We start from the raw sequence: 22874 nt of genomic DNA on the forward strand, positions 1-22874 counted from the left end.
TTTTTCTCATGCCTGCACGCTCGGTCGAACTGCGAAAACTCGGATTTCTGACGATCGGATTGTTCGACGAGCACAATCCCGCGCTCGGCCACGAATCGACACTGCAGATCATCGAACTCGGTGAGCAACTGGGATTCGACAGTGCCTGGCTGCGTCACCGCCACCTGCAGTACGGGATCTCGTCCCCGATCGCGATCATGGCTGCGGCGTCGCAGCGCACCAGCAGAATCGAGCTGGGGACGGCGGTGACTCCTCTCGGGTGGGAAAACCCGCTTCGACTGGCCGAGGACCTCGCGACGGTCGACGTGCTCTCCGGCGGTCGTATCAACCCGGGCGTCAGTGTCGGACCACCCATGCAGTTCGACCGGGTCAAGGACGCGTTGTATCCGGACACCGCCGACGTCGAGGATTTCAGCTACGCGAGAGTGAACCGACTTCTGTCGCTGGTGTCCGGTGAGCCTGCGTCGAATTGGAGTGGCACGGTCGGGATCGAGCAGTACTCCGACCGTGTTCAACCCCATTCACCTGGCCTGCGAGACCGAATGTGGTACGGCGGCGCCAGTCTTCGGTCCGCTCGGTGGGCAGGCGAGACAGGAATGAATCTGCTCGTCAGCAGTGTGGTGAAGGCCGAGGAGTCGGAGAACTTCGACGAGATCCAGCTCTCCCACATCAAGGCGTTCCGCGAGCACCATCCGCAGAAGCACGCGGCGCGTGTGTCTCAAGGACTCGTGGTCATCCCGACCGATTCCGCGTCCGCCGACCAAGCGGAGAAATACCGTGCGTACGCGGAGTCCAGACGGGCACGTACGGCAACTCCGCAGGGGCCTGCCAGGATGATGTTCGCAGCCGACCTGGTCGGAACCTCACGCGAGATCGCCGATCGGTTGTACGACAACGAAGCCTTCCGCGAGGTGGACGAAGTCGCGTTCGCACTGCCGTTCAGCTTCGATCACGCGGATTACGTCCAGATTCTGACCGACATGGCGACCGTCCTCGGTCCCGAACTGGGATGGCGACCGTCACACGAGTGAACCTGACGAGACAGCGTGTGGGATGTCGTGAGCATGGGTAGCCGAATCTCACGCTCTCGGCATTGGAGGAAACACCATGGTTCACGTGGAACGCACATTCACCGTCCGGCGCCCACGCGAGGTCGTCGTCGAGTATCTCCGCGATTTTGCACAAGCCGAAGCATGGGACCCGGGCACCCAACGGTGCGTCCGATCGACACCTGGACCGATCGGCGTCGGTACCGAATGGCACAACGAGTCCAAGCTCGCCGGCATCAGTACCGAATTGACGTACCGGCTGGTCGAGGACAGTCACGACGTTGTCGAGTTCGAAGGTAAGAACAAGACGGCGACGACAGTGGACCACATCGCGTTCGAGGATGCAGGCGATGGCTCCACTCGAATCACCTACGCCGCCACGATCACGTTCAACGGAGTGGCGAAACTGTCGGACCCGGTGTTCAAATTGATTTTCGAACGTATCGGGGACAAAACCGTCGATGCCATGACACGCACCCTCGAAGGGTTGTGATGACAGACGAACGAGGCCCGAACCGATCCGGTTCGGGCCTCGCTCGTTCGAGTGGGGGTGAGAATCAATAGAAGGTCTTGCGCCCACCGACTGCGCGGCCGGTGGCACCGAGAATGGTCAGGACTGCACCGACGACGACAAGGATGATGCCGATCGTGGTCAGAATGCTGATCTTGGCGAAAATGCCGATCAGCGCGAGGATGATTCCCAGGACGATCACTGTCTTACCTTCTTTCAAGTTCGGTGCCGCTCGTGCGACAACCGCCGACCTTCGTTCGTTGATCGTCGAACAGACACGGAGTACCCGAATTCTTACCGAATATGCAGGCGTGCGGATGTTTCGAACATGTCACAGGCGACCGTCTCCAGACTCCGCGTTTCACGTGCTGCATCGATCCGAACGCGCGGTCCGTATATGTGATCGGTGCCGGTTCGGGGCCTGGAGACGGCAAACGCCCCGACCGAAGTCGAGGCGTGTGCCGTGTGCAGTGCGTTGTCGTCAGCCTGCGTTCGAGGCCGCTTCGGTCTCGCTGGAAGCGCCTGCAGTCGACAGCTGACCACCGGAGTTCTCCAGGTGTGCACGAACGAACCAGTGGAAGAGTTCGAGTTGACCGCTCTGCCCGATCAGCAGATCCTCGGTGACCGGATCGATGTCACCGATCTCCGCGATGGCTTTCCGAGTGTCACCGATGACGCCGACGTAGACCAGATCGAGGGCGCCGAGGTGCTCGATGGCCGTTGCGCGGCCGATCGAGTAGTCGTCCCACGAACGCTCCTTGACGATGGTGCCGGGCGTTCCGAGTGCAGCCGAACCCAGCGTCGCAATACGCTCCGCCACGTCGTCGGCGAATCCGCGTACGGCTTCGACCTGAGGGTCGAGCATCTCGTGCACGGAGATGAAGTTCGGTCCCACGACATTCCAGTGAATGTGCTTGAGAGTGAGATGGAGGTCGTTGTAGGCGTTGAGGCGGTCCTGCAGCAGTGCAGCGACGCGCGCGCCCTGGTCGGTGCTCAATCCGGGAACTGTGTAGGAATTCGAATTGCTCATGAAACGCACGTACCCGGGGTGCTTCGCGTCGAAACACCCCGGGTACGTATGTGCGGAAGACTACTTCGGTTCCGACCCTCCACCGAGGTCGGAATCGGACTTCAGGTCCGCCGACCGATCCTTGGTCAGGCTCGCCGACGTGCTGTCCGCGGTGCCGGCCGGGTCGTCCGACCCGATGGAATCGGCTGAATCTGCCGACTCCTTCGGCGGGTTCTTCAGGCTCAGGATGATCGAACCTGCGAGGACCACGATGATGACCACCAGGCTCACCATGGACGGGATCTCCGGGATCGACGTGCTGATCACCTTGTGGCTTGCCTGCAGAACCAGCTTGATGCCGATGAATCCGAGGATGATCGCGAGACCCTTGGACAGGTAGTGGAACTTCTCCAGCAGACCCGAGAGCAGGAAGTACAGGGCGCGCAGGCCGAGGATCGCGAACGCGTTGGACGAGTACACGATGAACGGGTCGTCACTGACCGCGAGAACAGCGGGCACACTGTCGACGGCGAACACGAGGTCGGCCGCCTCGATGGCGACGACGACGGCCAGCAACGGAGTGGCAACGCGCTTGCCGGCTTCCTTGACGAAGAACTTCGTACCGTCGTACTCGTCGCGAACCGGGATGACCTTACGCAGCAACCTCACTGCGATGGACTGGCTCGGATCGTACGAGTCCTCCTCGTCCTTCATCAGCTTCCATGCGCTGTAGAGCAGGATGGCGGCGAAGACGAACAGAACGACGGTGAACTTGCTGACGATCGCGACACCTGCGGCAAGGAAGATACCGCGGAACACCAGGGCGCCGATGACGCCGAAGAAGAGAACGCGGTGCTGGTACTCACGGGGGACCTTGAAGTATCCGAAGATCAGCGCGAAGACGAAGAGGTTGTCCACCGACAAACTCTTCTCCAACAACCAGGCCGTTGTGTACTCGACGCCTGCCGTTGTACCGAGAGTGGCGAACACGACGCCACCGAAAACGAGAGCAACACCGACCCAGAGCGCACTCCACCAGGCTGCTTCACGGAAGCCGATGATGTGTGCGCCGCGATGGGCAAGTAGGTCGATGGCCAAAAGAATGACGACAACGGCTGCGAAAGCCGCCCACGCCCATACGGGGACGTTCATCGGCGAGTGTCCTTACTGGTGAATCGAGATCCGAGGCGCTTCAGCTTGGCCTGGTTCTCGGGTTTGGTGGCGAAAGCGCGCCCTTGCGCAATCAGCTTCTTACCCTGAGGGCTACGGGCGAACACCTGCAGTTTCTGAATCAGTGATGCCATGAAACGGTGCTCCTTTTCGATAGAAGGTTCTCGGCGGCCGCCAGCGACCGCGACTCTTCAAGTGTGCCTGTATCGATTGCGGCAGTCATCGTCGGAAGACGGACATGTTTGACCGATTTCTATTGCCGTATCCCGGCAACAAGAAGGGGTGACTCAGAAGAAACGTGACCCTGAGCTCAGCTGCCGGTCGGCCACCCGAGCAATCTGGCGCCGTAGACGGCCGTCTGCAGGGTGAATCGTTCGGCCGGATCGCCCACGTCGTGGCCGGTCAGTTCGGCCACTCGGGCCAGACGATAGGTGACGGCGCGAACGGACAAATGCATCGCTCGGGCCGTCGAGGCAGAATTTCCACCTGTTCCGAAGAACGCGAACAACGTATCGAGCAAGGGGCCTGCACCACCGCGTGCACTCAGCAACGGAGTCAGAACCGTGTGCACCAGATCGGTGATCGCGGCTTTGTCGTCGAGCAGAACCCGGTACACCAGCAGGTCCCGCGCATCCACCACCACAGTGCCCAAGCCCAGCTTCGCGCCGAGGTCGAGCGAATCGACGGCCTCACGGTACGACGACACGACACCGGCCACGCTGGGTCCCGTCCGCCCCACCCCGATCCGCCGGGTCCACGTCCCCGACACATCGACCCTCTCGGTGGCCTCGCGAACACGGTCGACGACGTATTCCACCGCCGCGTGATCCGGGGCTGCGAACACCACGACGAGGCGCCCTTCCTTGCTCGCGACGAGAACCTCCGAGTCTGCTTTGCTACCTTCCACCGCGCGTTCCACTTCGGTGATGACCCGGCCTCCGTCGGTGAACGGTGTACTGGCCGCGACGACCACGACCGCATGAGGCCCGGTCAGATCCAACCCGAAGGTCTCCGCCCGGCCCATCACTCCCGCGATGTCCGCGCTACCGGACAGCAGATCGTCGACGAATTCACGCCGCGCCGACTCCTCCGCACGCATCAGCACTCGCCTGGCGAGTTGGAACCCTTCGGCGAGCTCGGCCACCGCGTCGTCGACGGCGTGCAGCATCACCTCACCAGCCGTCACGACGGCCTGCGGGTCTCGGTCGGCGTCGACGATCGCAGGGAGTTCCCGCCACAATCGCCAGGCGGAGGACAGGTACAAATCGAGTAGGGCCCGAAGGGCGACGCCCTGCCGCGCCGCCGTGTCCCCGTGTGTTCGCAGTGTCCGCAGTTGTCGACGGGACAACGTGCGGCCCTCGGACACGGCAGAGGTCAGGACCTCCAGAAAATCTCCGAGCAACTCCGTGGACAGCCCGCCGGCGTCCTCGGCCGCGAGGTCGGCGACGCTGCGTCGTCGGTCTTCGCTCGTCGGGATCGCGCGATCGTGTGCCACCCTGTCATCGTATTGGTCGAGGTGGCACCGCAGCCCGCACCGACTGTCCGGGTGATCCGATCACGCGTTCGACGCGAGGACCGACAACAGCTCGTACGCGACGTGGGCTGCGGCGATTCCGGTGATCTCGGCGTGGTCGTATGCGGGTGCCACCTCGACGATGTCCGCACCGACCACGTCTATCCCGACCAGTCCACGCAGGGTGTTCAGCAACTCGCGCGACGTGAGCCCGCCCGCCTCCGGCGTACCGGTCCCCGGCGCGTGGGCGGGATCGAGCACGTCGATGTCCACGGACACGTAGACCGGGCCGGTGTCCAGCCGAGCGCGCATCCGTTCGACGATGCTCGCGACGCCGTCGGTTTCGTAGTCGTCGGATCGGATGACCTGAAATCCGAGGACTCGGTCGTTCTCCAGATCCTGTTCGCTGTAGAGCGGCCCACGGATCCCGATGTGTTGTGAGCGTTCGAGATCGATCAGGCCCTCCTCGCTCGCTCTACGGAACGGGGTCCCGTGCGTGAACGGCGCTCCGAAGTACGTGTCCCACGTGTCGAGATGTGCGTCGAAATGCAGCACGGCGACCGGGCCGTGATCGCGCGCGAGCGAACGCAGGATCGGTAGCGCGATCGTGTGGTCCCCGCCGATCGTCAGCACCGACGAACCGTCTTGTCGCAGCCCGGTCACTGCGGACTCGACGGTGGCCAGCGCCTCGGCGATGTCGAACGGATTGACCCCGATGTCACCGAAATCGGCGACCTGACGATCTGCGAACGGGGAGACATTCAAGGCAGGGTTGTAGGGACGAAGCAACTTCGACGACGCTCGAATGTGACCGGGACCGAACCGAGCGCCCGGCCGATAACTGACCCCGGAATCGAACGGCACACCGAGAATCGTGACGTCGGCGCGCGACACCTCGTCGAGCCGCGGTAACCGGGCGAACGTCGTCGGCTCGGCATACCGGGGTACCGCGGTTGCATCGACCGGACCGATGGGACCGACAGGTGGTCGTTCGGGGCTCATGATGCTGACGATGCCAGACTTCGGATCGTCCCACCGGATGTTTCCCGGGGGGCGCTGGACTTCCGTACGCTCTCGGACAAGAAGACAGCAGCTCGGGGAGGAGAATTCATGAGCAAGCCCGCCCTGCGCGCCTCGCTCTACCAGGGCCCCGAGTTCTCGGGTGACGTCGAAGCGAACCTCGCTGCCCTCGGCCGGGCAGCGGCCGACGCGTCGCGTGCGGGGGCCGACATCCTCGTCACGCCCGAGATGTCGGTCAGCGGTTACGACATCGGCGAGCTCGTCGCGGCCCGCGCCGAACCTGCCGACGGCCCGATCTTCGACGTCGTCGCCCGCATCGCGTCCGAGACAGGCGTGGCCGTCGTCTACGGATATCCCGAACGAGACGGATCTGTCGTGTACAACTCCGTTCAAGTGGTCGGCGCCGACGGTTTTCCCGTGGCGCGCTACCGCAAGACCCATCTCTTCGGGGACCTGGACCGCGGCCACTTCGTCCCCGGCGATCGACTCGTCGCGCAGTTCGACCTGGGCGGGGTGAGGTGCGGCCTACTGATCTGCTACGACGTCGAGTTCCCGGAAGCCGTTCGAGCACATGCCGATTCCGGCACCGAATTCCTGATCGTGCCGACTGGGCTCATGACGCCGTTCGACGTCGTCGCCACCCACGTCGTCCCCGCGCGGGCGTACGAGAGTCAGATGTTCCTGGCCTACGTGAACCGGTGCGGCCGCGAAAGCGAGCTGCAGTACTGCGGTCTGACGTGTGCCATCGCTCCCGATGGCACCGAACTCGCCCGCGCGGGCCGCGGCGAGGAATCCCTCGCCGTCGACATCGACACGGTGATCCTCGCCCGGTCCCGGTCGATCAACACTCATCTCGCGGACCGTCGACCGGACCTGTATCTCCATGCCAGAAAGGGAATTTCATGACTACGCCGGTGACGCCGGACAGTACGTCCGCCGACTCGGACGAGCGTCCGCTGACGATGTTCGGACCCGACTTTCCCTTCGCCTACGACGACTACGTCGCGCATGCGGACGGGCTGGGAGAGGTGCCCGCGTCGGCGCTCGGCAGCGAGGTCGCCGTCATCGGCGGGGGACTGGCCGGAATGGTGGCGGCGTACGAGCTCACGAAGCTGGGTTTGAAACCGGTTGTCTACGAATCGGATCGAATCGGCGGACGGATGCGGTCCATCCCGTTCGACGGCCATCCCGGGGTGGTGGCCGAGATGGGCGCCATGAGATTCCCGCCGTCGTCGACGACGCTGTTCCACTACCTCGACGTACTCGGACTGCAGACCGAGCCGTTTCCCAACCCGCTCGCCGAGGCGACGCCGAGTACGGTCATCGACCTCAAGGGCACCAGTCACTACGCGCAGAGCCTCGACGATCTACCCGATGTCTTCGGCGAGGTGGCCCGGGCATGGCAACGCACGCTCGAGGACCACGCGGATCTCGTTCCGTTGCAACGGGCGATCCGAGCTCGCGACACCGGTGAGATAAAGACGTTGTGGAACGAATTGGTGCAGCGTTTCGACGACCGGACGTTCTATGGATTCCTCGCCTCGTCCGAACATTTCAAGTCCTTCGAATTGCGAGAAGTGTTCGGGCAAGTCGGCTTCGGGACGGGTGGGTGGGACACCGACTACCCCAATTCGATTCTCGAGATACTGAGAGTCGTGGTCACCGCGGCCGACGATCACCACCGAGGCATCGTCGGTGGATCGCAACAACTCCCGGAGGGTCTGTGGCGCGCGTCGACGACGTCCGATCACTGGCCGGAGGGAACGTCGGTGGAGTCGCTCAACGACGGCAGCACCGCACCTCGCGTGGTGCGGTTACGTCGCGCGGAATCCGGAATAGTCGTCGGAGACGCGGACGGCGGCGAGCGCACCTACCCTGCGGCCATCGTGACCGCACAGAGCTGGATGTTGCTCTCCACCATCGAATGCGACGACGACCTGCTACCGATCGACCACTGGACCGCGATCGAACGCACCCATTACATGGGGTCGACCAAGGTGTTCGTGCTTGTCGACCGACCCTTCTGGAAAGACAAGGACCCGAACACCGGGCGCGACGTCGTCAGCATGACGCTGACCGACCGGATGAGCCGAGGTACGTACCTGCTCGATCAAGGAGAGGGAAAACCCGGTCTGATCTGCCTGTCCTACACCTGGTCCGACGATTCCCTCAAGCTACTGGCGCTCGGCCCGACCGAGCGGATGAACCTCGTGCTCCGATCGCTGGAAGGGATCTATCCGGGCGTCGACTTCCGCTCCCACATCGTCGGCGAACCGGTAACCGTGTCGTGGGAAACCGAACGCGACTTCCTGGGTGCGTTCAAAGCGAACCTCCCCGGTCACTACCGATACCAGGAGCGACTGTTCAGCCATTTCGTGCAGGATTCCTTCGACGATCGCCATCGCGGACTGTTCCTCGCCGGCGACGACATCTCGTGGACGGCGGGCTGGGCGGAAGGCGCGATCCAGACGGCCCTCAACGCAGTGTGGGGCGTCGTGCACCATCTCGGCGGATCTTCCCGGGCCACCAACCCCGGTCCGGGCGACGTCTTCGAGCAGCTTGCCCCTCTACGGCTCGGTGACCACTGAGGTTGCGGGGTTCGTCGTTACCTGACGGTGCCCGCGATGAGCTACGGTCGAGGTCGGTCGGCGTCGCGTCGGGGGCGGCGCCGGTTCCGACTGTCCGGGGCCTCGGCGTCCCGGCTGCGAGCGCCTGCAGCGGGTTCGAGCCCGGATGCCCGCTCGAGCAGCGGCTTGGTCCGGTAGGGGATGAGCTCGCTCATCGCGATCGACATGTTGGTTCGTTCCACGCCCGGGATCTTCAGGATCAAGCCCGCCACCCGGTACAGGTCGTCGGCGTCGATTGCCGCGATTCGGATGTGCATGTCGGAGGCGCCGGAGAGCCCGAACACCTCGAGCACCTCCGGAATGGTTCCCAGATGGTCGGTGACCTCTGCGAGTCGATGCTGATCCACCCTCGTGGTGACGAAGGCCTGCAGGGCGTAGCCGAGACTGCGCGGACGAACTCGATGGTCGATGGGCGTCAAGGCCTCCTTGTCCTCCCACCGCGTGAGTCGAGCTTGAACAGTGTTGCGGGAAAGACCGAGATCTCCGGCGAGTTCGACGCCGGTGGCACGCGGTTTCGCGCACAGGGCGAGCAGAAGGCGGGCGTCGGTGCGGTCGAAATCGGTCATGTGTTTCACGGTAGTGGCGACGACCGTTCCGTGCGTGCGACGGCGCCCCGGCAGGCCGCGGATTCTCGCCTCATGGTTAGTGTGCGTTCATGGCCAGTATCGAGTCGACCGATCAGTTCCGACTGTCGGGAGCGTGGAACTTTCGCGATGTCGGGGGCGCTCGGACAGCCGACGGTCGTGAGGTCATGCGAGGCCGGTTGTTTCGGTCCTCGGAGCTGAGTCGGCTCGATGCCGAGGGTGCGGAAACGCTCGTCCGTACCGGAGTGCGCCACGTGGTCGATCTTCGTGGGCAGTCCGAGATCGATCGCGCCGGTGGTGATCGCGTGCCGTCCTCGGTCCAGGTGCACAGCACTCCGTACGAGAACCACAAGGGCGAACGAGCGCCGCACGAACTCGGCACAGTCGTCGACGCCGAAGCACAGTTGCAGTACATGATGCGCGCATACACCTCGTTTCCCTCGCTCGCCGGGGCAAAGGTAGCCATTCGTCGCGTCGTCGACGCTGTCTCGGACGGCACCGGTGAGGGCGTTCTCGTGCATTGCGCTGCGGGCAAGGATCGCGCGGGATGGACGATAGCGACGGTCCTGCGCGCAGCCGGGGTGCTCGAGCAGGACATCCTGGCCGATTACATGGCCAGCAACGCGGCAATCGCTCCGCTGCGTGCGCACCTGTCCGACATCTGGTCGGATGGTGACGGGAAGGGGGGCGAGAGCACGAGCGCTGACAGACCGGTGTATCTGTCCGACGCCGTTCTCGGTGTCACCGAGGAGTACTACCGACACGGGCTGAGCGTCGTCGACGAGCTCTACGGGTCGTTCGACGGATACTTGAACGAGCTCGGCATTGGTGTCGACCAGGTCGAACGCTTGAAATCTGCGCTGCTCGTCCCGACGGACTGAACCGAGCACGTACCCTGTCCAGCATGCGTACCGGACAAACGGCGCCGGATTTTCGGCTACCGGATCACGAGGGGAATGTGCGGTCCCTCGGTGAGTTGCTGGCCAGGGGCCCTGTAGTGCTGTTCTTCTATCCCGCGGCGTCCAGTCCGGTCTGCACGGCCGAAGCGTGCCACTTCCGGGATCTAGGCCGGTCGTTCGAGGCGCTGGGGGCGCAACGGGTCGGGATCAGCACCGACACCACCGACAAACAGTCGCACTTCGCGTTGCAGCGCTCCTTCGACTATCCGCTCCTTGCCGACTCGGACGCCTCGGTAGCGGGCCAGTTCGGCGTCAGGCGTGGCGGGTGGCTGACGCGCCGCAGACGTCGACAAGAAATTTCCAATCGATCGTCCCATGCGGTGAAGCGTGGGTTTCTCCGTCAGCTCCTGTCGGTGAAACGAACGACCTTCGTCATCGATCGCGACAGGGTGGTGCGGTTGGTGGTGACGAGTGAGCGTGCGCACGTGCACGCCGACAAGGCGCTGGATTACCTACGCTATCTGGCCTGACCCGGCTTCTCCGCTGAACAGCGGCGTGTACACGGCGGGCTTGCTGTTCTCGGACGTGGATTCGGCGGCAGTCTTGTCAGCGTGGCTGAAAAGAGCCTCGATCTTGGTATTCGGTTCCATCTTATGAAGCATGCCCCCGTTCGAGGGAAAACGCCACCTGGACGCGCTGAGCAGCACACGAGAAAAATATTGACCGACAACGTTTTTGGAAAGCGACGTTGCGGGGTGGGAGACTGGGCGTCGTGCCCGATCTCGAAACTGTCCTCTCCGGACTCCGTCGTCGCCCCGACGCAGAGGCCGTCAACCTCTTCGCCGTCGACGCCGCAGACCGTCTTCTGCTCGACACGGCAGGCGAATCGGTTCCGAACGTGGCCGCCCGCCGGGTCACCGTGATCGGTGATCGCTACGGCGCGCTCACGCTCGGACTTCAAGTGCAGTACGGCGCGACCGGCATTCGCGTCCACCAGGATTCGTACACGGGTGAACTCGCACTCGATCGCAATGCGAGCTCGGCAGGCATGTCCGACGCGCACACTCACCACGCGTTGGACCGATCGCTGCTGAGTGGCGCGGACCTGGTGCTGCTGCAGTTGCCGCGCAGCCTCGCCGAGCTCACCGAGATCGCCGAGGCAATCGCCGCTCACGCCGATCCCGGGGTTGTCGTGCTCGCGGGCGGACGGGACAAGCACATGGCACCGGCGATGAACACCGTTCTCCGATCGTCGTTCGAGACGGTCACCGCAGGCCGGGGTAGACAGAAGGCTCGCGTCTTGACGGCGTCGAAACCTGTTCCTTCCGAGACTCGAAGCTATCCCGTGACCGCGGTGCTCGACGACCTGGATCTCACCGTCGTCGCGCACGGCGCGGTGTTCGCCGGGGCGAAGCTCGACGTCGGAACACGATTCCTGACCGAATTCACGGACCGCATGTTGCCCGGTGCACGCCAGATCGTCGACCTCGGGTGCGGAACCGGGATACTCGCCTGCCTGCTGGCCCGTGCGCGCGACGACGCTCGGGTCCACGCAACCGACAGATCCGCCGCGGCGGTGGCGTCGGCGACAGCGACCGCGCGGGCGAACGGTCTGGACATCGACGTCGTGCGGGACGACGCGCTCTCCACGTTCCCCGACTCCTCCGTCGACCTGATCGTGTGCAACCCACCGTTCCACGAAGGGGCGTCCTTGCACACCGGCAGTGCCCAGAAGTTGTTCGAGGCGGCCGGGCGGGTGTTGCGTCCGAACGGCGAGATGTGGACCGTCTACAACACCCACCTCAACTACCGGCGTGCGCTGGCCGCCGCGGTGGGACCGACCGCGGTGGCGGGAAAGAATGCCAAGTTCACCGTCACCCGGTCGATCGCCTGACCAGCTCGTCTACTCGACCGGGCCGCCGTCTTCCGGGGTGCCGTCGATCTGGCCGCGATCGCGGCCCCGGTCCTCGACGAGTGTCCCCTCGACGATCTCGGCCTGACGCTGCCCGTCCGCGTAATCGATGTCCGGGTCCTCGTCCGAACCGACGATCTCGTGGTCGACGATCTCCTCGGTCAGCTCGTCGTCCGGAGTCTCCGTCACCGATCGTTCCTCTTCCTCGAGGGCGGTGTCCGGTTCTTCCTCGCTCAATTTCTCGTCCAGGCTCTCGCCTTCGAGCGCTTCGTTCGGTGTCGTTCCGAACCGGTCGGCCTCGCTGTAATGGTCCGGTGCATCGACGATGTCGTCGCCGTCGTCGTTGCGCACCTCGTCCGAGTCGAGGCTTTCGCTCTGGTCCAAAGTGTCGCCTGGTCCGTCTTCGATACTCATGTTGTTAATAGTGCCCGCCGAGGCGCCGCGGGAAACTGCCGGTGTCTGCGCGGTTCGTCACGAAGGCAGGTAGAGTCCGAATTGTCGGAAGTCGTGTGGTCCGACTGGGAACTTTTGTCCGTATGTGGGAGTTTTACATACAGCTGCCGGTTCACTACCGGTTGTCGGGCTCGACGCGACGCGACGGGCTCGAACTCGAAGAAGGATCGACCTTCAGAAAGGACGCGACACGGTGCGCACCTCCAGCAACCCGGTGTTCCGCAACCTGCCCAAGCAAGAGGGCGGCGGATACGCCACGTTCGGCTCTGCGACGGCAGGTGCCTCGCAGGCTGCTCAGCAGTTCGGTCAGCCGCAGGCCTACGGCGATCCCTACCAGACAGGCCCCACGTCGCGGGCGATGACGATCGACGACGTCGTGACCAAGACGGGCATCACACTCGGCGTGCTCGCGCTGACCGCGATCGTCTCGTTCATCCTCGTCGACGGTAACCCCGGCCTTGCAGCTCCCTTCGTCATCGGCGGTGGTCTGGTCGGTCTCGGCCTGGTCCTGTTCGCGACGTTCGGCCGCAAGATGGACAGCAAGGCAGTCGTCCTTGCCTACGCGGTCGCCGAGGGCATCTTCCTGGGTGCGCTGTCGTTCCTGTTCACGTTCCCCATTCAGGGTGCGTCGGCTGGAACCCTGATCTCACAGGCCGTGCTCGGTACGTTCGGTGTGTTCTTCGGAATGCTCGTCGTCTACAAGACCGGTGCCATCCGCGTCACTCCGCGCCTGACCCGCATGATCGTCGGTGCACTCATCGGTGTCGTCGTGCTGGCGCTCGGCAACCTCGTCGCAAGCTTCTTCATGGACGGCGGCCTGGGCCTCCGTGACGGCGGACCCATTGCCATCATCTTCAGCCTCGTCTGCATCGGCATCGCTGCATTCAGCTTCCTGCTGGACTTCGATCAGGCAGACCAGCTCATCCGCGCGCAGGCGCCGGAGAAGGCTGCGTGGGGTGTGGCCCTCGGCCTGACCATCACGCTGGTGTGGCTGTACGTCGAGATCCTGCGACTGCTCAGCTACTTCAACAACGACTAGTCGCTGCACGGAAAGGCCCCGCACTCCTCGTGAGTGCGGGGCCTTTCTCGTGTTGACGGTGGCTCGAAGGACGCGTCAGCTGAGGCGCTCGAGCACCATGGCCATTCCCATGCCCCCGCCGACGCACATGGTCTCGACACCGAAGGTCTTGTCCTGCGTCTTCAGGTTGTTCAGCAAGGTCGTGGTGATACGCGCACCGGTCATGCCGAACGGGTGACCGACGGCGATCGCGCCACCGGAGACGTTGAGCTTGTCGTGATCGATGCCGAGGTCACGTGCCGAACCGAGAACCTGCACCGCGAACGCCTCGTTGATCTCGAACAGGTCGATGTCGGAGATGGAGAGATTCGCGATCTTCAGCGCCCGCTTGGTGGCCTCGATCGGTCCGAGTCCCATGATCTCGGGGGAGGTTCCGGTGACACCGGTGGACACGATACGGGCCAGCGGGGTCAGACCGAGTGCCTTGGCTTTGGTGTCGCTCATGATGACGAGCGCGGCCGCACCGTCGTTCAGGGGGCACGCGTTGCCTGCGGTTACCGTTCCGTTGGGCCGGAAAACCGGCTTGAGCTCGCTGATCTTCTCGTAGGTCGTTCCTGCACGGGGGCCGTCGTCCTTGGACACGACAGTGCCGTCCGGCAGGGTGACGGGGGTGATCTCGCGTTCGAAGAAACCGGAGTTGATCGCTTCCTCGGCCCGGTTCTGGCTGCGGACGGCCCAGTGGTCCTGCTCCTCGCGGCTGATGCCGGTCAGCAACGAGACGTTCTCGGCAGTCTGACCCATGGCGATGTACGCATCGGGCAGCTCGCCGCTCTCACGGGGATCGGTCCAGCTGTCCGCGCCTTCCTCCTGAGCCTTCTTGGTGCGTGCCTCGGCGTCGGCGAACAGCGGGTTGTGGCTCTGCGGCAGCGAATCGGAGCTGCCGTGGATGAAGTTGGACACGCTCTCGACGCCTGCGGAGATGAAGACGTCGCCCTCGCCCGCCTTGATGGCGTGCAACGCCATACGCGTGGTCTGGAGCGAGGACGAACAGTAGCGGGTGATGGTCGTGCCGGGCAGCGAGTCGTACCCCAGCAGAACCGCGACGATACGGGCGAGGTTGTTTCCCTGCATGCCGCCTGGAAGGCCGCATCCGAGGAGGAGGTCGTCGATGTCGGTCGGGTCGAGCTCGGGGACCTTGGCGAGCGCCGCAGCGACCATCTGGACGGTGAGGTCGTCGGGACGGATGTCCTTGAGCGAGCCTTTCATCGCGCGGCCGATGGGTGAACGAGCGGTACTGACGATCACTGCTTCTGGCATGAACTCTCCTTGGGTTGACTACTTCGGATACTAAGTTACCCGTGGGTAAGGCTGGTTGTGCGCCTCCGTCTCGCTTCGCCGGCGACGCAGAAAACTCTCCACCGACGCCGCCGCGCGCGGCACGAAACGGCGGGATTCGGCCGCGGCGGACACGTCGGGGAGCTCGGGGAGTGGGCCACCGTGCCACTCACCCAACGCCGCTGCCAGGACGGGCAGCAGTTGGCGAGCAGCAAGTTCGTAGCCCGCGGCCGACGGATGGAATCGGTCCGCGGAGAACATCGTGTCCGGGGCAGCAAGGAACTCCGGTGACAGCAAGTCCGCCAGCGCAACGGGATGACCGCCTGCCTTCAAGGTCGCGTCGGACTGCGCACGTGCAAGCCGTAGACCCCAGTTTCGGACGACGGTCCGCAGAGGCTGAGGTATGGCGGTCACGACGCCGAGATCGGGGCACGTCCCGACGACGACGACGGTGCCCTTCGCAGTGAGTCGTTCCACCGCATTTCCCAATCGCGTTGCCGACGCGGCGATGGAGAACTTCTTGGTGACATCGTTCGCGCCGATCAGGATGACGGCCGCGTCCGGTGGCGGTCCGGCGACGAACATCGCGTCGACCTGGCCCTCGAGGCCCTTCGACGTCGCGCCGCCGATAGCTTTGGTGCTCAGCCGCACTCGTTTCTCGGTTTCGTCGGCTAACCCGCGGGCCACCAGAACTCCGGGTACCTCGTCGGCGACAGTGCAGCCGACTCCGGCTGCCGTCGAGTCTCCGAAGATCATCAGATGAATATCGGCGGAACTTCCGATGCGCCAGCGTTCCGGTGTTCGATCACCGGGCCCGTAGACGCCGTCGGCCTCCGGCGGTTTCGCAGTCGAGCGTCCGATGACACCTCGTGCGGAGGTCGCTTGCGCCATCAGGTGCTTGTACGCCGCCCACGACGCGGTCCCAGCTGACGAGCCTGCGATCACCGTCGCGGCACCCGCTTTGGCTGCACCTTTCCACCGACTCACCGACACGTTCTCATTCCCACGGTCCGCACCACACCGTCCATCGTAAGCATCCGTCCGGCTGTCTCGTTCGGTACCGAGAAGCGCGTCGGGTGCGATCGGGTCATTCCGGGGACTCCACTCCGAGCGCGATCTGGGAAGATGAAGTCATGCGCATCGCTCAGCACGTCACCGAACTCATCGGCAACACCCCGTTGGTCAAGCTCTCCTCTGTTGTCGGCGACAACGCGGGGTCGGTTGTGGCCAAGGTCGAATACCTCAACCCGGGCGGGTCCTCCAAGGACCGCATCGCCATCAAGATGATCGACGCTGCCGAGGCGTCGGGCGAGTTGAAGCCAGGCGGCACCATCGTCGAACCGACCTCGGGCAACACCGGCGTCGGTCTGGCGCTCGTCGCACAGCAGCGTGGCTACAAGTGCGTTTTCGTCTGCCCGGACAAGGTGGGCGAGGACAAACGCAACGTGCTGCGCGCTTACGGAGCCGAGGTGGTCGTCTGCCCGACGGCTGTCGCTCCCGAGGACCCCAACAGCTACTACAGCGTGTCCGACCGCCTGGTGCGTGAGATCGACGGTGCATGGAAGCCCAATCAGTACGCCAACCCGGCAGGACCGCAGAGCCACTACGAAACCACCGGACCCGAGATCTGGGCCGACACCGACGGGAAGATCACTCACTTCGTCGCGGGCGTCGGAACCGGCGGAACCATCTCCGGAACGGGCAAGTACCTCAAGGAGATCTCCGGCGGCAAGGTCAAGGTCATCGGTGTCGACCCGGAAGGCTCGGTCTACTCGGGTGGCACCGGCCGTCCGTACCTCGTCGAGGGCGTCGGTGAGGACTTCTGGCCGTCGGCCTACGACCCGTCCATTCCTGACGAGATCATCGCCGTGTCCGACGCCGATTCCTTCGACATGACCCGGCGTCTCGCCCGCGAGGAAGGACTCCTGGTGGGCGGATCGTGCGGTATGGCTGCCGTCGGTGCCCTCCGCATCGCCGAGCGTGAAGGTCCCGACGCTCTCGTCGTGGTCCTGCTCCCGGACGGTGGTCGCGGCTACCTCGCGAAGATCTTCAACGACGACTGGATGTCCTCCTACGGCTTCCTCCGTTCGCGCCTGGACGGCAAGACCGACGAGCCGTCGGTGGGCGACGTGCTCCGCGGCAAGTCCGGCGCACTTCCCGACCTGGTGCACACGCACCCGTCGGAAACGGTGCGTGACGCCATCGAGATCCTGCGCGAGTACGGCGTCTCCCAGATGCCTGTCGTCGGAGCAGAGCCTCCCGTGATGGCGGGCGAGGTCGCGGGCAGTGTCACCGAGCGCGAACTGCTCAGTGCGGTCTTCGAGGGCCGCGCGGCGTTGGCAGATCCGGTCGCCAAGCACATGAGCGAGCCGTTCCCTCTCATCGGTGCAGGCGAGAACGTCTCCGACGCCACAAAGGCGCTCGGGGAGACCGATGCTCTGATGGTCGTCGAGGAAGGCAAGCCCGTCGGCGTCATCACCCGGCACGACCTGCTCGGCTTCTTGTCCAAGGGCGCATAGCCCTCGTGAGTGGTTATGTATGGCGGGCCATACATAACCACTCACAACGGGTCAGCGAACCGCGCTGGTGCCGGTGAGTGCTTGCCCGACCACCAACTGATGAACCTCGGACGTTCCCTCGTAGGTGAGAACGGACTCCAGGTTGTTGGCGTGGCGGAGCACCGGGTACTCCAGGGTGATGCCATTGGCACCCAGAATTGTCCGGCACTCGCGGGCGATCGCGATTGCTTCGCGAACGTTGTTGAGTTTGCCCACGGACACTTGCTCGCCGCGGAGTTCGCCTTTGTCCTTCAGCCGGCCGAGGTGCAGCGCCAGCAGCTGACCCTTGCCCAGTTCGAGTGCCATGTTCGCGAGCTTGGCCTGCGTCAGCTGGTAACCGCCGAGGGGTTTGTCGAACACCTCGCGTGTCTTCGAGTACTCGATGGCCGACTCGATGCAGTCACGTGCTGCGCCCATCGCGCCGAAGATGATGCCGAAGCGTGCTTCGTTGAGGCAGCTGAGCGGGCCACGCAGTCCATGGGCTTCGGGGAGCACGGCATCCTCGGGCAGCCGGACATCCTCCAGCACCAGTTCACCGGTGATCGACGCGCGTAGCGAGAGTTTCTTCTTGACGGTGTTCGCGGTGAATCCCGGGGTGTCCGTCGGAACGACGAAACCTCTTATCTTCTCGTCGGTCTGAGCCCATACGACGGCGACATCGGCGACCGGGCCGTTGGTGATCCACATCTTGGAGCCGTTCAGGACCCAGTCGCTGCCGTCCTTCTTCGCCCGCGTCCGCATGCCGCCCGGGTTGGATCCGAAGTCGGCCTCGGTGAGTCCGAAGCAGCCGATGAGATTGCCTTCGGCCATACCGGGCAGCCACTGCTGCTTCTGCTCCTCGGAGCCGTATTTCCAGATCGCGAACATCGCGAGCGAGCCTTGCACCGAGACCAGCGAACGAATGCCCGAATCCATTGCTTCGAGCTCGAGGCACGCAAGGCCGTAGGCGGTTGCCGAGGTGCCCGCGCACCCGTACCCCTCGAGGTGCATTCCCAGGAGTCCGAGCGCACCCAGCTCCTTGGCCAGCTCGCGAGCGGGGACGGTGCCGTCCTCGAACCACTCGGCCAGGTGGGGGCGGATACGTTCGTTGCCCAGCTTTCGGACGGTGTCGCGGATCTCTTTCTCCTCGGTATCGAGAAGGGAATCGATGGAGAACAGCTCGTCGACGGATTGTGAATCGGCCACGTTCAAACGCCTCATTTCGCTTTTGCGGTGTCTCCCGAAGGCTACCCAGAACTTTCGCCTGTCAGGCGGGAGTGGAGCCTGCAGTAATGACCCAACCAGGCGGGAGTGGAGCCTGCAGTAATGACCCAACCAGGCGGGAGTGGAGCCTGCAGTAATGACCCTATTAGGCTGAAAGTCATGAGTGAGCAGCGCAGCAAGGCAGACAGCATTTCGTGGCAGGGGTTTTCGACCAAGGCGGTTCATGCCGGCTACGAGCCGGACTCGCTGACCGGCGCGGTCAATGTCCCGATCTACGCGAGCTCGACGTTCGCTCAGGACGGCGTCGGCGGGATGCGCAGTGGCTTCGAATACGCCCGCACCGGTAATCCGACGCGTCGGCCGCTCGAAGCGAATCTCGCCGCCATCGAGTCGGGTACGTACGGCCGTGCGTTCTCGTCGGGAATGGCAGCCACGGATGCGCTGCTGCGCGCCACGTTGCGTCCCGGCGACCACCTGGTCATCCCCAACGACGCCTACGGCGGCACGTTCAGGCTCATCGACAAAGTGTTCACGCAGTGGGGTATCGAGTACTCGGTAGCCGCGGTGTCCGACGTCGATGCGGTACGTGACGCCATCCGTCCCAACACCAAGCTCGTCTGGGTCGAGACCCCGACGAACCCACTTCTGAACGTCGGTGACATCGAGGCTCTCGCCGGTGTTGCCCACGAGAAGAACGCCAAGCTCGTCGTCGACAACACGTTCGCGTCGCCGTACCTGCAGCAGCCGCTGCAGCTCGGTGCCGACGTCGTGTTGCACTCGACGACCAAGTACATCGGCGGCCATTCCGACGTCGTGGGTGGTGCGCTCGTCACCGACGACGAGGAACTCGACGCGGCGTTCGCGTTCCTGCAGAACGGTGCAGGCGGCGTGCCAGGCCCGTTCGACGCATTCCTGACGCTCCGCGGCATCAAGACCCTCGCCTTGCGCATGGAACGGCACAGCGACAACGCAGAGAAGCTCGTGGAGCTGCTGAGCGGCCATTCCGCAATCTCTCAGGTCATCTACCCGGGCTTGGCGTCGCACCCGTCGCACCAGGTCGCGGCGAAGCAGATGCGACGGTTCGGCGGCATGATCTCGGTGCGCTTGAACGGCGGGAAGCAGGCCGCTCTGGATTTCTGCGCGCGGACCGAGATTTTCACTCTGGCCGAATCGCTCGGAGGTGTGGAGTCGCTGATCGAGCACCCGGGCGCCATGACGCACGCGTCGACAGCCGGTTCGTTGTTGGAGGTACCCGACGACCTGGTTCGCTTGTCTGTCGGCATCGAGGACGCAGCCGATCTCGTCGGTGACGTCGAGCAAGCACTGGGCTGAATCGAATGCTCGTCGGATTGATCGACTCGGGGCTCGGCCTGTTGCCGACGTCGGCGTGGCTGAAGCAGCTGCGCCCCGAGCTCGATCTGATCCTGTTGATGGATCCCGACAATGCGCCGTGGGGTCCGAAACAGGACGACGTGGTGATCGAGCGTGTTCTCGCCGCCGCCGATCGTGGGATCGAGGCCGGAGCGGAGGCGCTCGTGCTGCCGTGCAACACGGCGAGTGTGACGGCGTTGGCGCACCTGCGTGCGCACGTGGGGTCCGTGCCGGTGATCGGTACAGTTCCGGCCATCAAACCTGCAGCGCAACACAGTGATCGGTTCGCGGTGTGGGCGACGGCGGCCACTACGGCCAGTGCGTATCAGGCGCGCCTGATCGAGGAGTTCGCGGCCGGTCGTGCGGTTACCCCCGTTGCGTGTCACGCGCTCGCGGAGTCGATCGACCGCGGAGATTCCTCCGCTGTGTCCGCAGCGATTCGCGATGCCGCCGACCGCACTCCGGACGACGTGGATGCCGTCGTGCTCGGGTGTACACATTATCCGTTGGTCGCAACCGAGATAGCCGCTGCCCTGCCGCCGGGAACTCGATTGTTCGACAGTGCGGAAGCTGTTGCGAGGCAGGCGCTTCGGAGGATCAATCAGCTGGGGGAGTCGACCGGCGGCAGTGGGACGGTCACGGTGTCGATGAGTGGGCGAGCTGGGTCTCTACCGGCCAGTGCTCTCGCCCATCGAGAGGGCCGATTGCTGGCGGGCGAGCACATCGTCCACCAGTGACCGCGCGAAGGCTGCGTCGGCTCCGCCGAGTCCGAAGACGACTTTGAAGTAGAGGGGGGCCACGACGTGGTCCATGACGGTACGGTGCGACGGCGCGTCGTCTCCGCGCTCCGTGGCACGCCGCAGGATCGTGTCGATCTGGTCTTCGCGTTTGTCGAGGCAACGGCTCCTGTCGGTGTCGCGCATGGCTCCGATCAAGGAGCGAAGCAGCGCGGTTTTCTCCGGCCGCGTGATGTCCGTGACGAGAAACTCGCACCACACGTGTAGATCGCGACGCAGGTCGCCGGTGTCCGGCACGTCGGCATCCGCGGCGAGGACTTCCAGTGCCACTTCGATTCTGAGCGTGTCGATGTCTCCCCACCGTCGGTAGACGGTGGTCGCGGCGACGCCTGCACGCTCGGCGACGAGCGGAACGGTCAGCTGTTCGGCGTTGTCGTCGATCAAATCGGTCACGGCCCGATGAACGAGGGTGCGTATCCGGGCGCTTCTGCCGCCGGGGCGGCGGGCGGTGGACGGCTCGACTTCGGACATTCCGCCATTATTGCAAACCGATTGGCTTTAAGTGATGGCTCGGTATAACGTGAGTTAAAGCAATGATCTTGGCTTTAGCGACCCGCCCGGAGGCTTCGAATGGTCAACACCGATCTCGGCTCGACGATTCCCGTCGCATCCTCGAGGCGAATGCCCGCGTCCCTTGCCTTCTGGACCATCGGCGTCACCTACCTCGTGGTCATGGCGTCGTCCGCGGCGCCGTCACCGCTCTACCCCGTGTACCAGGTGTCGTGGGGGTTCTCGTCGACGATGCTGACCGTCGTGTTCGCCGTGTACGCCCTGGCATTGCTTCTGGCACTGCTCACGGTCGGCGGTCTGTCCGATCATGTCGGACGCAAGCCGATCCTGATCGGTGCCCTCGTGATGCTGGCGATCAGTCTCGTCCTGTTCATCTCCGCGGATGGAGTCGGTGGCCTGATTGCCGCCAGGGTGGTGCAAGGTCTTGCCGCGGGTACGGCTACCGGTGCGCTGAGTGCGGCTGTGATCGATCTGCAGCCGAACAGCACGGCAGGGCCACTGGTCAACAGCGTCGCACCGTCGGTGGGGCTGGCGACGGGCGCGCTGGGTTCCGGGCTGCTCGTACAGTTGGCGCCCGCACCGACCGTACTGGTCTACGCGCTCTTGATCGCCGCGGTGGTTCTGCTCGCAACAGCGGTTGTGTTCGTCCCGGAGACGTCGTCGCTTCGCACCATCGACTCCAAGCGTCACCTTGCTCGCCTGCTCCTGCCGAAGGTCGCGTTCCCGACCGGGGCACGAATTCCTTTCCTCATGATCGTGCCTGCTCTGATCGCGACGTGGTCGCTCGGTGGGTTCCACCTGTCCCTCGGCCCGTCGATCATCGGCACGATCTTCGGAATCGACAATCACATCATCGGTGGGGTCGAGATTTTCGCGCTGTTCTTCTCCGGTGCGATCGCTGCTGCCGTAGTGCGGCGTTTGCCGCCGCGTGCTGTGATGATCGTGGGAACGCTCGTGCTGGCACTCGGTGTGGCGGTGTCGCTGGTCTCCGTTGCGACAGAAACGATTCCGCTGTACTTCGTCGGATCGGTCGTCGCCGGCGCAGGATGGGGCGCGACGTTCCTCGGTGCCATGCGCACACTCGGTGGCCTGGTTCCCGCCGACGAGCGTGGGAGTGTCTTCGCGACCACCTTCGTGATCAGCTACTTGGCTTTCAGTGTCCCGGCCGTCGTCGGCGGGATCGCGGTGCACACGTTCGGCTTGGAACCGACCACGCTGCTGTACGGCGCCTTCGTGATCGTTCTCGCGGTCATCTCGTCCACCGGGTTCGTTCTCGCGTCCCGCAGCGGCAGCGCGAGCTCGGTCGGGTGACACCGAGCACGATCAGCAAGTGCC

The 22874-nt window shown here is 64.3% G+C and carries 25 protein-coding genes; 12 read left to right on the forward strand and 13 right to left on the reverse strand.

The window, feature by feature from the left end; genetic code table 11:
• Window positions 1–8 precede the first annotated feature (8 nt).
• Together ACFULT_RS09060 and ACFULT_RS09065 are read left to right on the forward strand one after the other, a co-directional pair.
• Window positions 9–1031 (forward strand): LLM class flavin-dependent oxidoreductase, encoded by a 1023-nt coding sequence (locus tag ACFULT_RS09060; RefSeq protein WP_094719193.1) that lies wholly within the window; start codon window positions 9–11, stop codon window positions 1029–1031.
• A gap of 76 nt (window positions 1032–1107) precedes the next feature.
• Window positions 1108–1542: an SRPBCC family protein gene (locus tag ACFULT_RS09065; RefSeq protein ID WP_378481275.1), complete on the forward strand. Its 435-nt coding sequence runs from the start codon at window positions 1108–1110 to the stop codon at window positions 1540–1542.
• 64 nt (window positions 1543–1606) lie between these two features.
• Here the strand turns inward: ACFULT_RS09065 and ACFULT_RS09070 are convergent, their stop codons facing one another.
• The 6 genes from ACFULT_RS09070 to speB all read right to left on the reverse strand — a co-directional run bounded on the left by ACFULT_RS09070 (window position 1607) and on the right by speB (window position 6254).
• Window positions 1607–1762, reverse strand: coding sequence for a DUF6131 family protein (locus tag ACFULT_RS09070; RefSeq protein ID WP_094653298.1), 156 nt, complete (start codon window positions 1760–1762; stop codon window positions 1607–1609).
• A 279-nt stretch (window positions 1763–2041) separates the two neighbouring features.
• Complete coding sequence (locus tag ACFULT_RS09075) at window positions 2042–2590, reverse strand: Dps family protein (protein WP_037113559.1); 549 nt, start codon at window positions 2588–2590, stop codon at window positions 2042–2044.
• A 60-nt stretch (window positions 2591–2650) separates the two neighbouring features.
• Complete coding sequence (locus tag ACFULT_RS09080) at window positions 2651–3721, reverse strand: TerC family protein (RefSeq protein WP_378481276.1); 1071 nt, start codon at window positions 3719–3721, stop codon at window positions 2651–2653.
• On the reverse strand, window positions 3718–3873 hold the full coding sequence (locus ACFULT_RS09085) for a hypothetical protein (protein ID WP_170945134.1): 156 nt from the start codon (window positions 3871–3873) through the stop codon (window positions 3718–3720). Before ACFULT_RS09085 ends, ACFULT_RS09080 begins: the two co-directional genes overlap by 4 nt.
• A 176-nt stretch (window positions 3874–4049) precedes the next feature.
• Window positions 4050–5234 (reverse strand): CdaR family transcriptional regulator, encoded by a 1185-nt coding sequence (locus ACFULT_RS09090; protein ID WP_037113556.1) that lies wholly within the window; start codon window positions 5232–5234, stop codon window positions 4050–4052.
• Window positions 5235–5294: 60 nt separating this feature from the next.
• Window positions 5295–6254 (reverse strand): agmatinase, encoded by a 960-nt coding sequence (gene speB, locus ACFULT_RS09095; RefSeq protein ID WP_037113554.1) that lies wholly within the window; start codon window positions 6252–6254, stop codon window positions 5295–5297.
• 108 nt (window positions 6255–6362) lie between these two features.
• Between speB and ACFULT_RS09100 the strand changes: the two genes are divergently transcribed.
• A complete protein-coding gene (locus ACFULT_RS09100) occupies window positions 6363–7178 on the forward strand; it encodes a carbon-nitrogen hydrolase family protein (protein ID WP_378481277.1) in 816 nt (271 codons plus the stop codon).
• Window positions 7175–8860: an NAD(P)/FAD-dependent oxidoreductase gene (locus ACFULT_RS09105; protein WP_037113552.1), complete on the forward strand. Its 1686-nt coding sequence runs from the start codon at window positions 7175–7177 to the stop codon at window positions 8858–8860. Before ACFULT_RS09100 ends, ACFULT_RS09105 begins: the two co-directional genes overlap by 4 nt.
• A gap of 41 nt (window positions 8861–8901) precedes the next feature.
• On the opposite strand, the gene ACFULT_RS09110 is transcribed toward ACFULT_RS09105, so the two are convergent.
• Complete coding sequence (locus tag ACFULT_RS09110) at window positions 8902–9465, reverse strand: Lrp/AsnC family transcriptional regulator (RefSeq protein WP_037113550.1); 564 nt, start codon at window positions 9463–9465, stop codon at window positions 8902–8904.
• An 89-nt stretch (window positions 9466–9554) separates the two neighbouring features.
• Here ACFULT_RS09110 and ACFULT_RS09115 point away from each other — a divergent pair, with 89 nt between their 5' ends.
• The gene (locus ACFULT_RS09115) at window positions 9555–10364 is read left to right on the forward strand and encodes a tyrosine-protein phosphatase (RefSeq protein ID WP_378481278.1); all 810 of its coding nucleotides are present in this window, start codon (window positions 9555–9557) and stop codon (window positions 10362–10364) included.
• Between the two features lie 23 nt (window positions 10365–10387).
• Complete coding sequence (locus tag ACFULT_RS09120; RefSeq protein ID WP_037113547.1) at window positions 10388–10912, forward strand: peroxiredoxin; 525 nt, start codon at window positions 10388–10390, stop codon at window positions 10910–10912.
• On the opposite strand, the gene ACFULT_RS09125 is transcribed toward ACFULT_RS09120, so the two are convergent.
• On the reverse strand, window positions 10895–11032 hold the full coding sequence (locus tag ACFULT_RS09125) for a hypothetical protein (protein ID WP_176459872.1): 138 nt from the start codon (window positions 11030–11032) through the stop codon (window positions 10895–10897). The genes ACFULT_RS09120 and ACFULT_RS09125 overlap by 18 nt on opposite strands.
• Window positions 11033–11154: 122 nt before the next feature.
• On the opposite strand from ACFULT_RS09125, the gene ACFULT_RS09130 reads away from it, so the two are divergent.
• On the forward strand, window positions 11155–12276 hold the full coding sequence (locus ACFULT_RS09130; RefSeq protein ID WP_378481279.1) for a class I SAM-dependent methyltransferase: 1122 nt from the start codon (window positions 11155–11157) through the stop codon (window positions 12274–12276).
• A 9-nt stretch (window positions 12277–12285) separates the two neighbouring features.
• Here the strand turns inward: ACFULT_RS09130 and ACFULT_RS09135 are convergent, their stop codons facing one another.
• Window positions 12286–12708, reverse strand: a complete 423-nt coding sequence (locus tag ACFULT_RS09135) for a hypothetical protein (RefSeq protein WP_037113845.1) — start codon at window positions 12706–12708, stop codon at window positions 12286–12288.
• Between the two features lie 232 nt (window positions 12709–12940).
• On the opposite strand from ACFULT_RS09135, the gene ACFULT_RS09140 reads away from it, so the two are divergent.
• Complete coding sequence (locus ACFULT_RS09140) at window positions 12941–13786, forward strand: Bax inhibitor-1/YccA family protein (RefSeq protein WP_026347500.1); 846 nt, start codon at window positions 12941–12943, stop codon at window positions 13784–13786.
• A gap of 75 nt (window positions 13787–13861) precedes the next feature.
• Here the strand turns inward: ACFULT_RS09140 and ACFULT_RS09145 are convergent, their stop codons facing one another.
• Together ACFULT_RS09145 and ACFULT_RS09150 are read right to left on the reverse strand one after the other, a co-directional pair.
• Window positions 13862–15082: an acetyl-CoA C-acetyltransferase gene (locus tag ACFULT_RS09145; protein WP_037113543.1), complete on the reverse strand. Its 1221-nt coding sequence runs from the start codon at window positions 15080–15082 to the stop codon at window positions 13862–13864.
• Between the two features lie 30 nt (window positions 15083–15112).
• The gene (locus ACFULT_RS09150) at window positions 15113–16093 is read right to left on the reverse strand and encodes an SGNH/GDSL hydrolase family protein (protein WP_037113540.1); all 981 of its coding nucleotides are present in this window, start codon (window positions 16091–16093) and stop codon (window positions 15113–15115) included.
• Between the two features lie 140 nt (window positions 16094–16233).
• Here ACFULT_RS09150 and ACFULT_RS09155 point away from each other — a divergent pair, with 140 nt between their 5' ends.
• Entirely contained in the window at window positions 16234–17619 is a 1386-nt protein-coding gene (locus tag ACFULT_RS09155) for a cystathionine beta-synthase (protein ID WP_037113842.1), read from the forward strand.
• Window positions 17620–17670: 51 nt separating this feature from the next.
• Here ACFULT_RS09155 and ACFULT_RS09160 read toward each other — a convergent pair whose 3' ends face one another.
• The gene (locus ACFULT_RS09160; protein WP_037113841.1) at window positions 17671–18843 is read right to left on the reverse strand and encodes an acyl-CoA dehydrogenase family protein; all 1173 of its coding nucleotides are present in this window, start codon (window positions 18841–18843) and stop codon (window positions 17671–17673) included.
• A 177-nt stretch (window positions 18844–19020) separates the two neighbouring features.
• On the opposite strand from ACFULT_RS09160, the gene ACFULT_RS09165 reads away from it, so the two are divergent.
• The gene (locus ACFULT_RS09165; RefSeq protein WP_378481280.1) at window positions 19021–20193 is read left to right on the forward strand and encodes a cystathionine gamma-synthase; all 1173 of its coding nucleotides are present in this window, start codon (window positions 19021–19023) and stop codon (window positions 20191–20193) included.
• Between the two features lie 5 nt (window positions 20194–20198).
• Window positions 20199–20969 (forward strand): glutamate racemase, encoded by a 771-nt coding sequence (locus ACFULT_RS09170; protein WP_378481281.1) that lies wholly within the window; start codon window positions 20199–20201, stop codon window positions 20967–20969.
• Here ACFULT_RS09170 and ACFULT_RS09175 read toward each other — a convergent pair.
• Window positions 20901–21500 carry a TetR/AcrR family transcriptional regulator C-terminal ligand-binding domain-containing protein gene (locus ACFULT_RS09175; RefSeq protein ID WP_378481282.1) on the reverse strand — a complete coding sequence of 200 codons (600 nt, stop codon included), beginning with the start codon at window positions 21498–21500 and terminating at the stop codon, window positions 20901–20903. The two genes, ACFULT_RS09170 and ACFULT_RS09175, sit on opposite strands and share 69 nt — an antisense overlap.
• 99 nt (window positions 21501–21599) lie before the next feature.
• Between ACFULT_RS09175 and ACFULT_RS09180 the strand changes: the two genes are divergently transcribed.
• On the forward strand, window positions 21600–22850 hold the full coding sequence (locus ACFULT_RS09180) for an MFS transporter (RefSeq protein WP_037113533.1): 1251 nt from the start codon (window positions 21600–21602) through the stop codon (window positions 22848–22850).
• The last annotated feature ends 24 nt before the right edge of the window (window positions 22851–22874 follow it).

Source organism: Rhodococcus sp. NPDC057297, from assembly GCF_042667435.1.
Classification (GTDB): Bacteria; Actinomycetota; Actinomycetes; order Mycobacteriales; family Mycobacteriaceae; genus Rhodococcoides.

Bases quoted from the DNA above. Each gene is read 5' to 3' on its own strand.
- ACFULT_RS09060 (WP_094719193.1), top strand. From the start codon at position 9: ATGCCTGCACGCTCGGTCGAACTGCGAAAACTCGGATTTCTGACGATC.
- ACFULT_RS09065 (WP_378481275.1), top strand. From the start codon at position 1,108: ATGGTTCACGTGGAACGCACATTCACCGTCCGGCGCCCACGCGAGGTC.
- ACFULT_RS09075 (WP_037113559.1), bottom strand. From the start codon at position 2,590: ATGAGCAATTCGAATTCCTACACAGTTCCCGGATTGAGCACCGACCAG.
- ACFULT_RS09080 (WP_378481276.1), bottom strand. From the start codon at position 3,721: ATGAACGTCCCCGTATGGGCGTGGGCGGCTTTCGCAGCCGTTGTCGTC.
- ACFULT_RS09085 (WP_170945134.1), bottom strand. From the start codon at position 3,873: ATGGCATCACTGATTCAGAAACTGCAGGTGTTCGCCCGTAGCCCTCAG.
- speB (WP_037113554.1), bottom strand. From the start codon at position 6,254: ATGAGCCCCGAACGACCACCTGTCGGTCCCATCGGTCCGGTCGATGCA.
- ACFULT_RS09100 (WP_378481277.1), top strand. From the start codon at position 6,363: ATGAGCAAGCCCGCCCTGCGCGCCTCGCTCTACCAGGGCCCCGAGTTC.
- ACFULT_RS09105 (WP_037113552.1), top strand. From the start codon at position 7,175: ATGACTACGCCGGTGACGCCGGACAGTACGTCCGCCGACTCGGACGAG.
- ACFULT_RS09110 (WP_037113550.1), bottom strand. From the start codon at position 9,465: ATGACCGATTTCGACCGCACCGACGCCCGCCTTCTGCTCGCCCTGTGC.
- ACFULT_RS09115 (WP_378481278.1), top strand. From the start codon at position 9,555: ATGGCCAGTATCGAGTCGACCGATCAGTTCCGACTGTCGGGAGCGTGG.
- ACFULT_RS09120 (WP_037113547.1), top strand. From the start codon at position 10,388: ATGCGTACCGGACAAACGGCGCCGGATTTTCGGCTACCGGATCACGAG.
- ACFULT_RS09125 (WP_176459872.1), bottom strand. From the start codon at position 11,032: ATGGAACCGAATACCAAGATCGAGGCTCTTTTCAGCCACGCTGACAAG.
- ACFULT_RS09135 (WP_037113845.1), bottom strand. From the start codon at position 12,708: ATGAGTATCGAAGACGGACCAGGCGACACTTTGGACCAGAGCGAAAGC.
- ACFULT_RS09145 (WP_037113543.1), bottom strand. From the start codon at position 15,082: ATGCCAGAAGCAGTGATCGTCAGTACCGCTCGTTCACCCATCGGCCGC.
- ACFULT_RS09155 (WP_037113842.1), top strand. From the start codon at position 16,234: ATGCGCATCGCTCAGCACGTCACCGAACTCATCGGCAACACCCCGTTG.
- ACFULT_RS09165 (WP_378481280.1), top strand. From the start codon at position 19,021: ATGAGTGAGCAGCGCAGCAAGGCAGACAGCATTTCGTGGCAGGGGTTT.
- ACFULT_RS09170 (WP_378481281.1), top strand. From the start codon at position 20,199: ATGCTCGTCGGATTGATCGACTCGGGGCTCGGCCTGTTGCCGACGTCG.
- ACFULT_RS09175 (WP_378481282.1), bottom strand. From the start codon at position 21,500: ATGTCCGAAGTCGAGCCGTCCACCGCCCGCCGCCCCGGCGGCAGAAGC.
- ACFULT_RS09180 (WP_037113533.1), top strand. From the start codon at position 21,600: ATGGTCAACACCGATCTCGGCTCGACGATTCCCGTCGCATCCTCGAGG.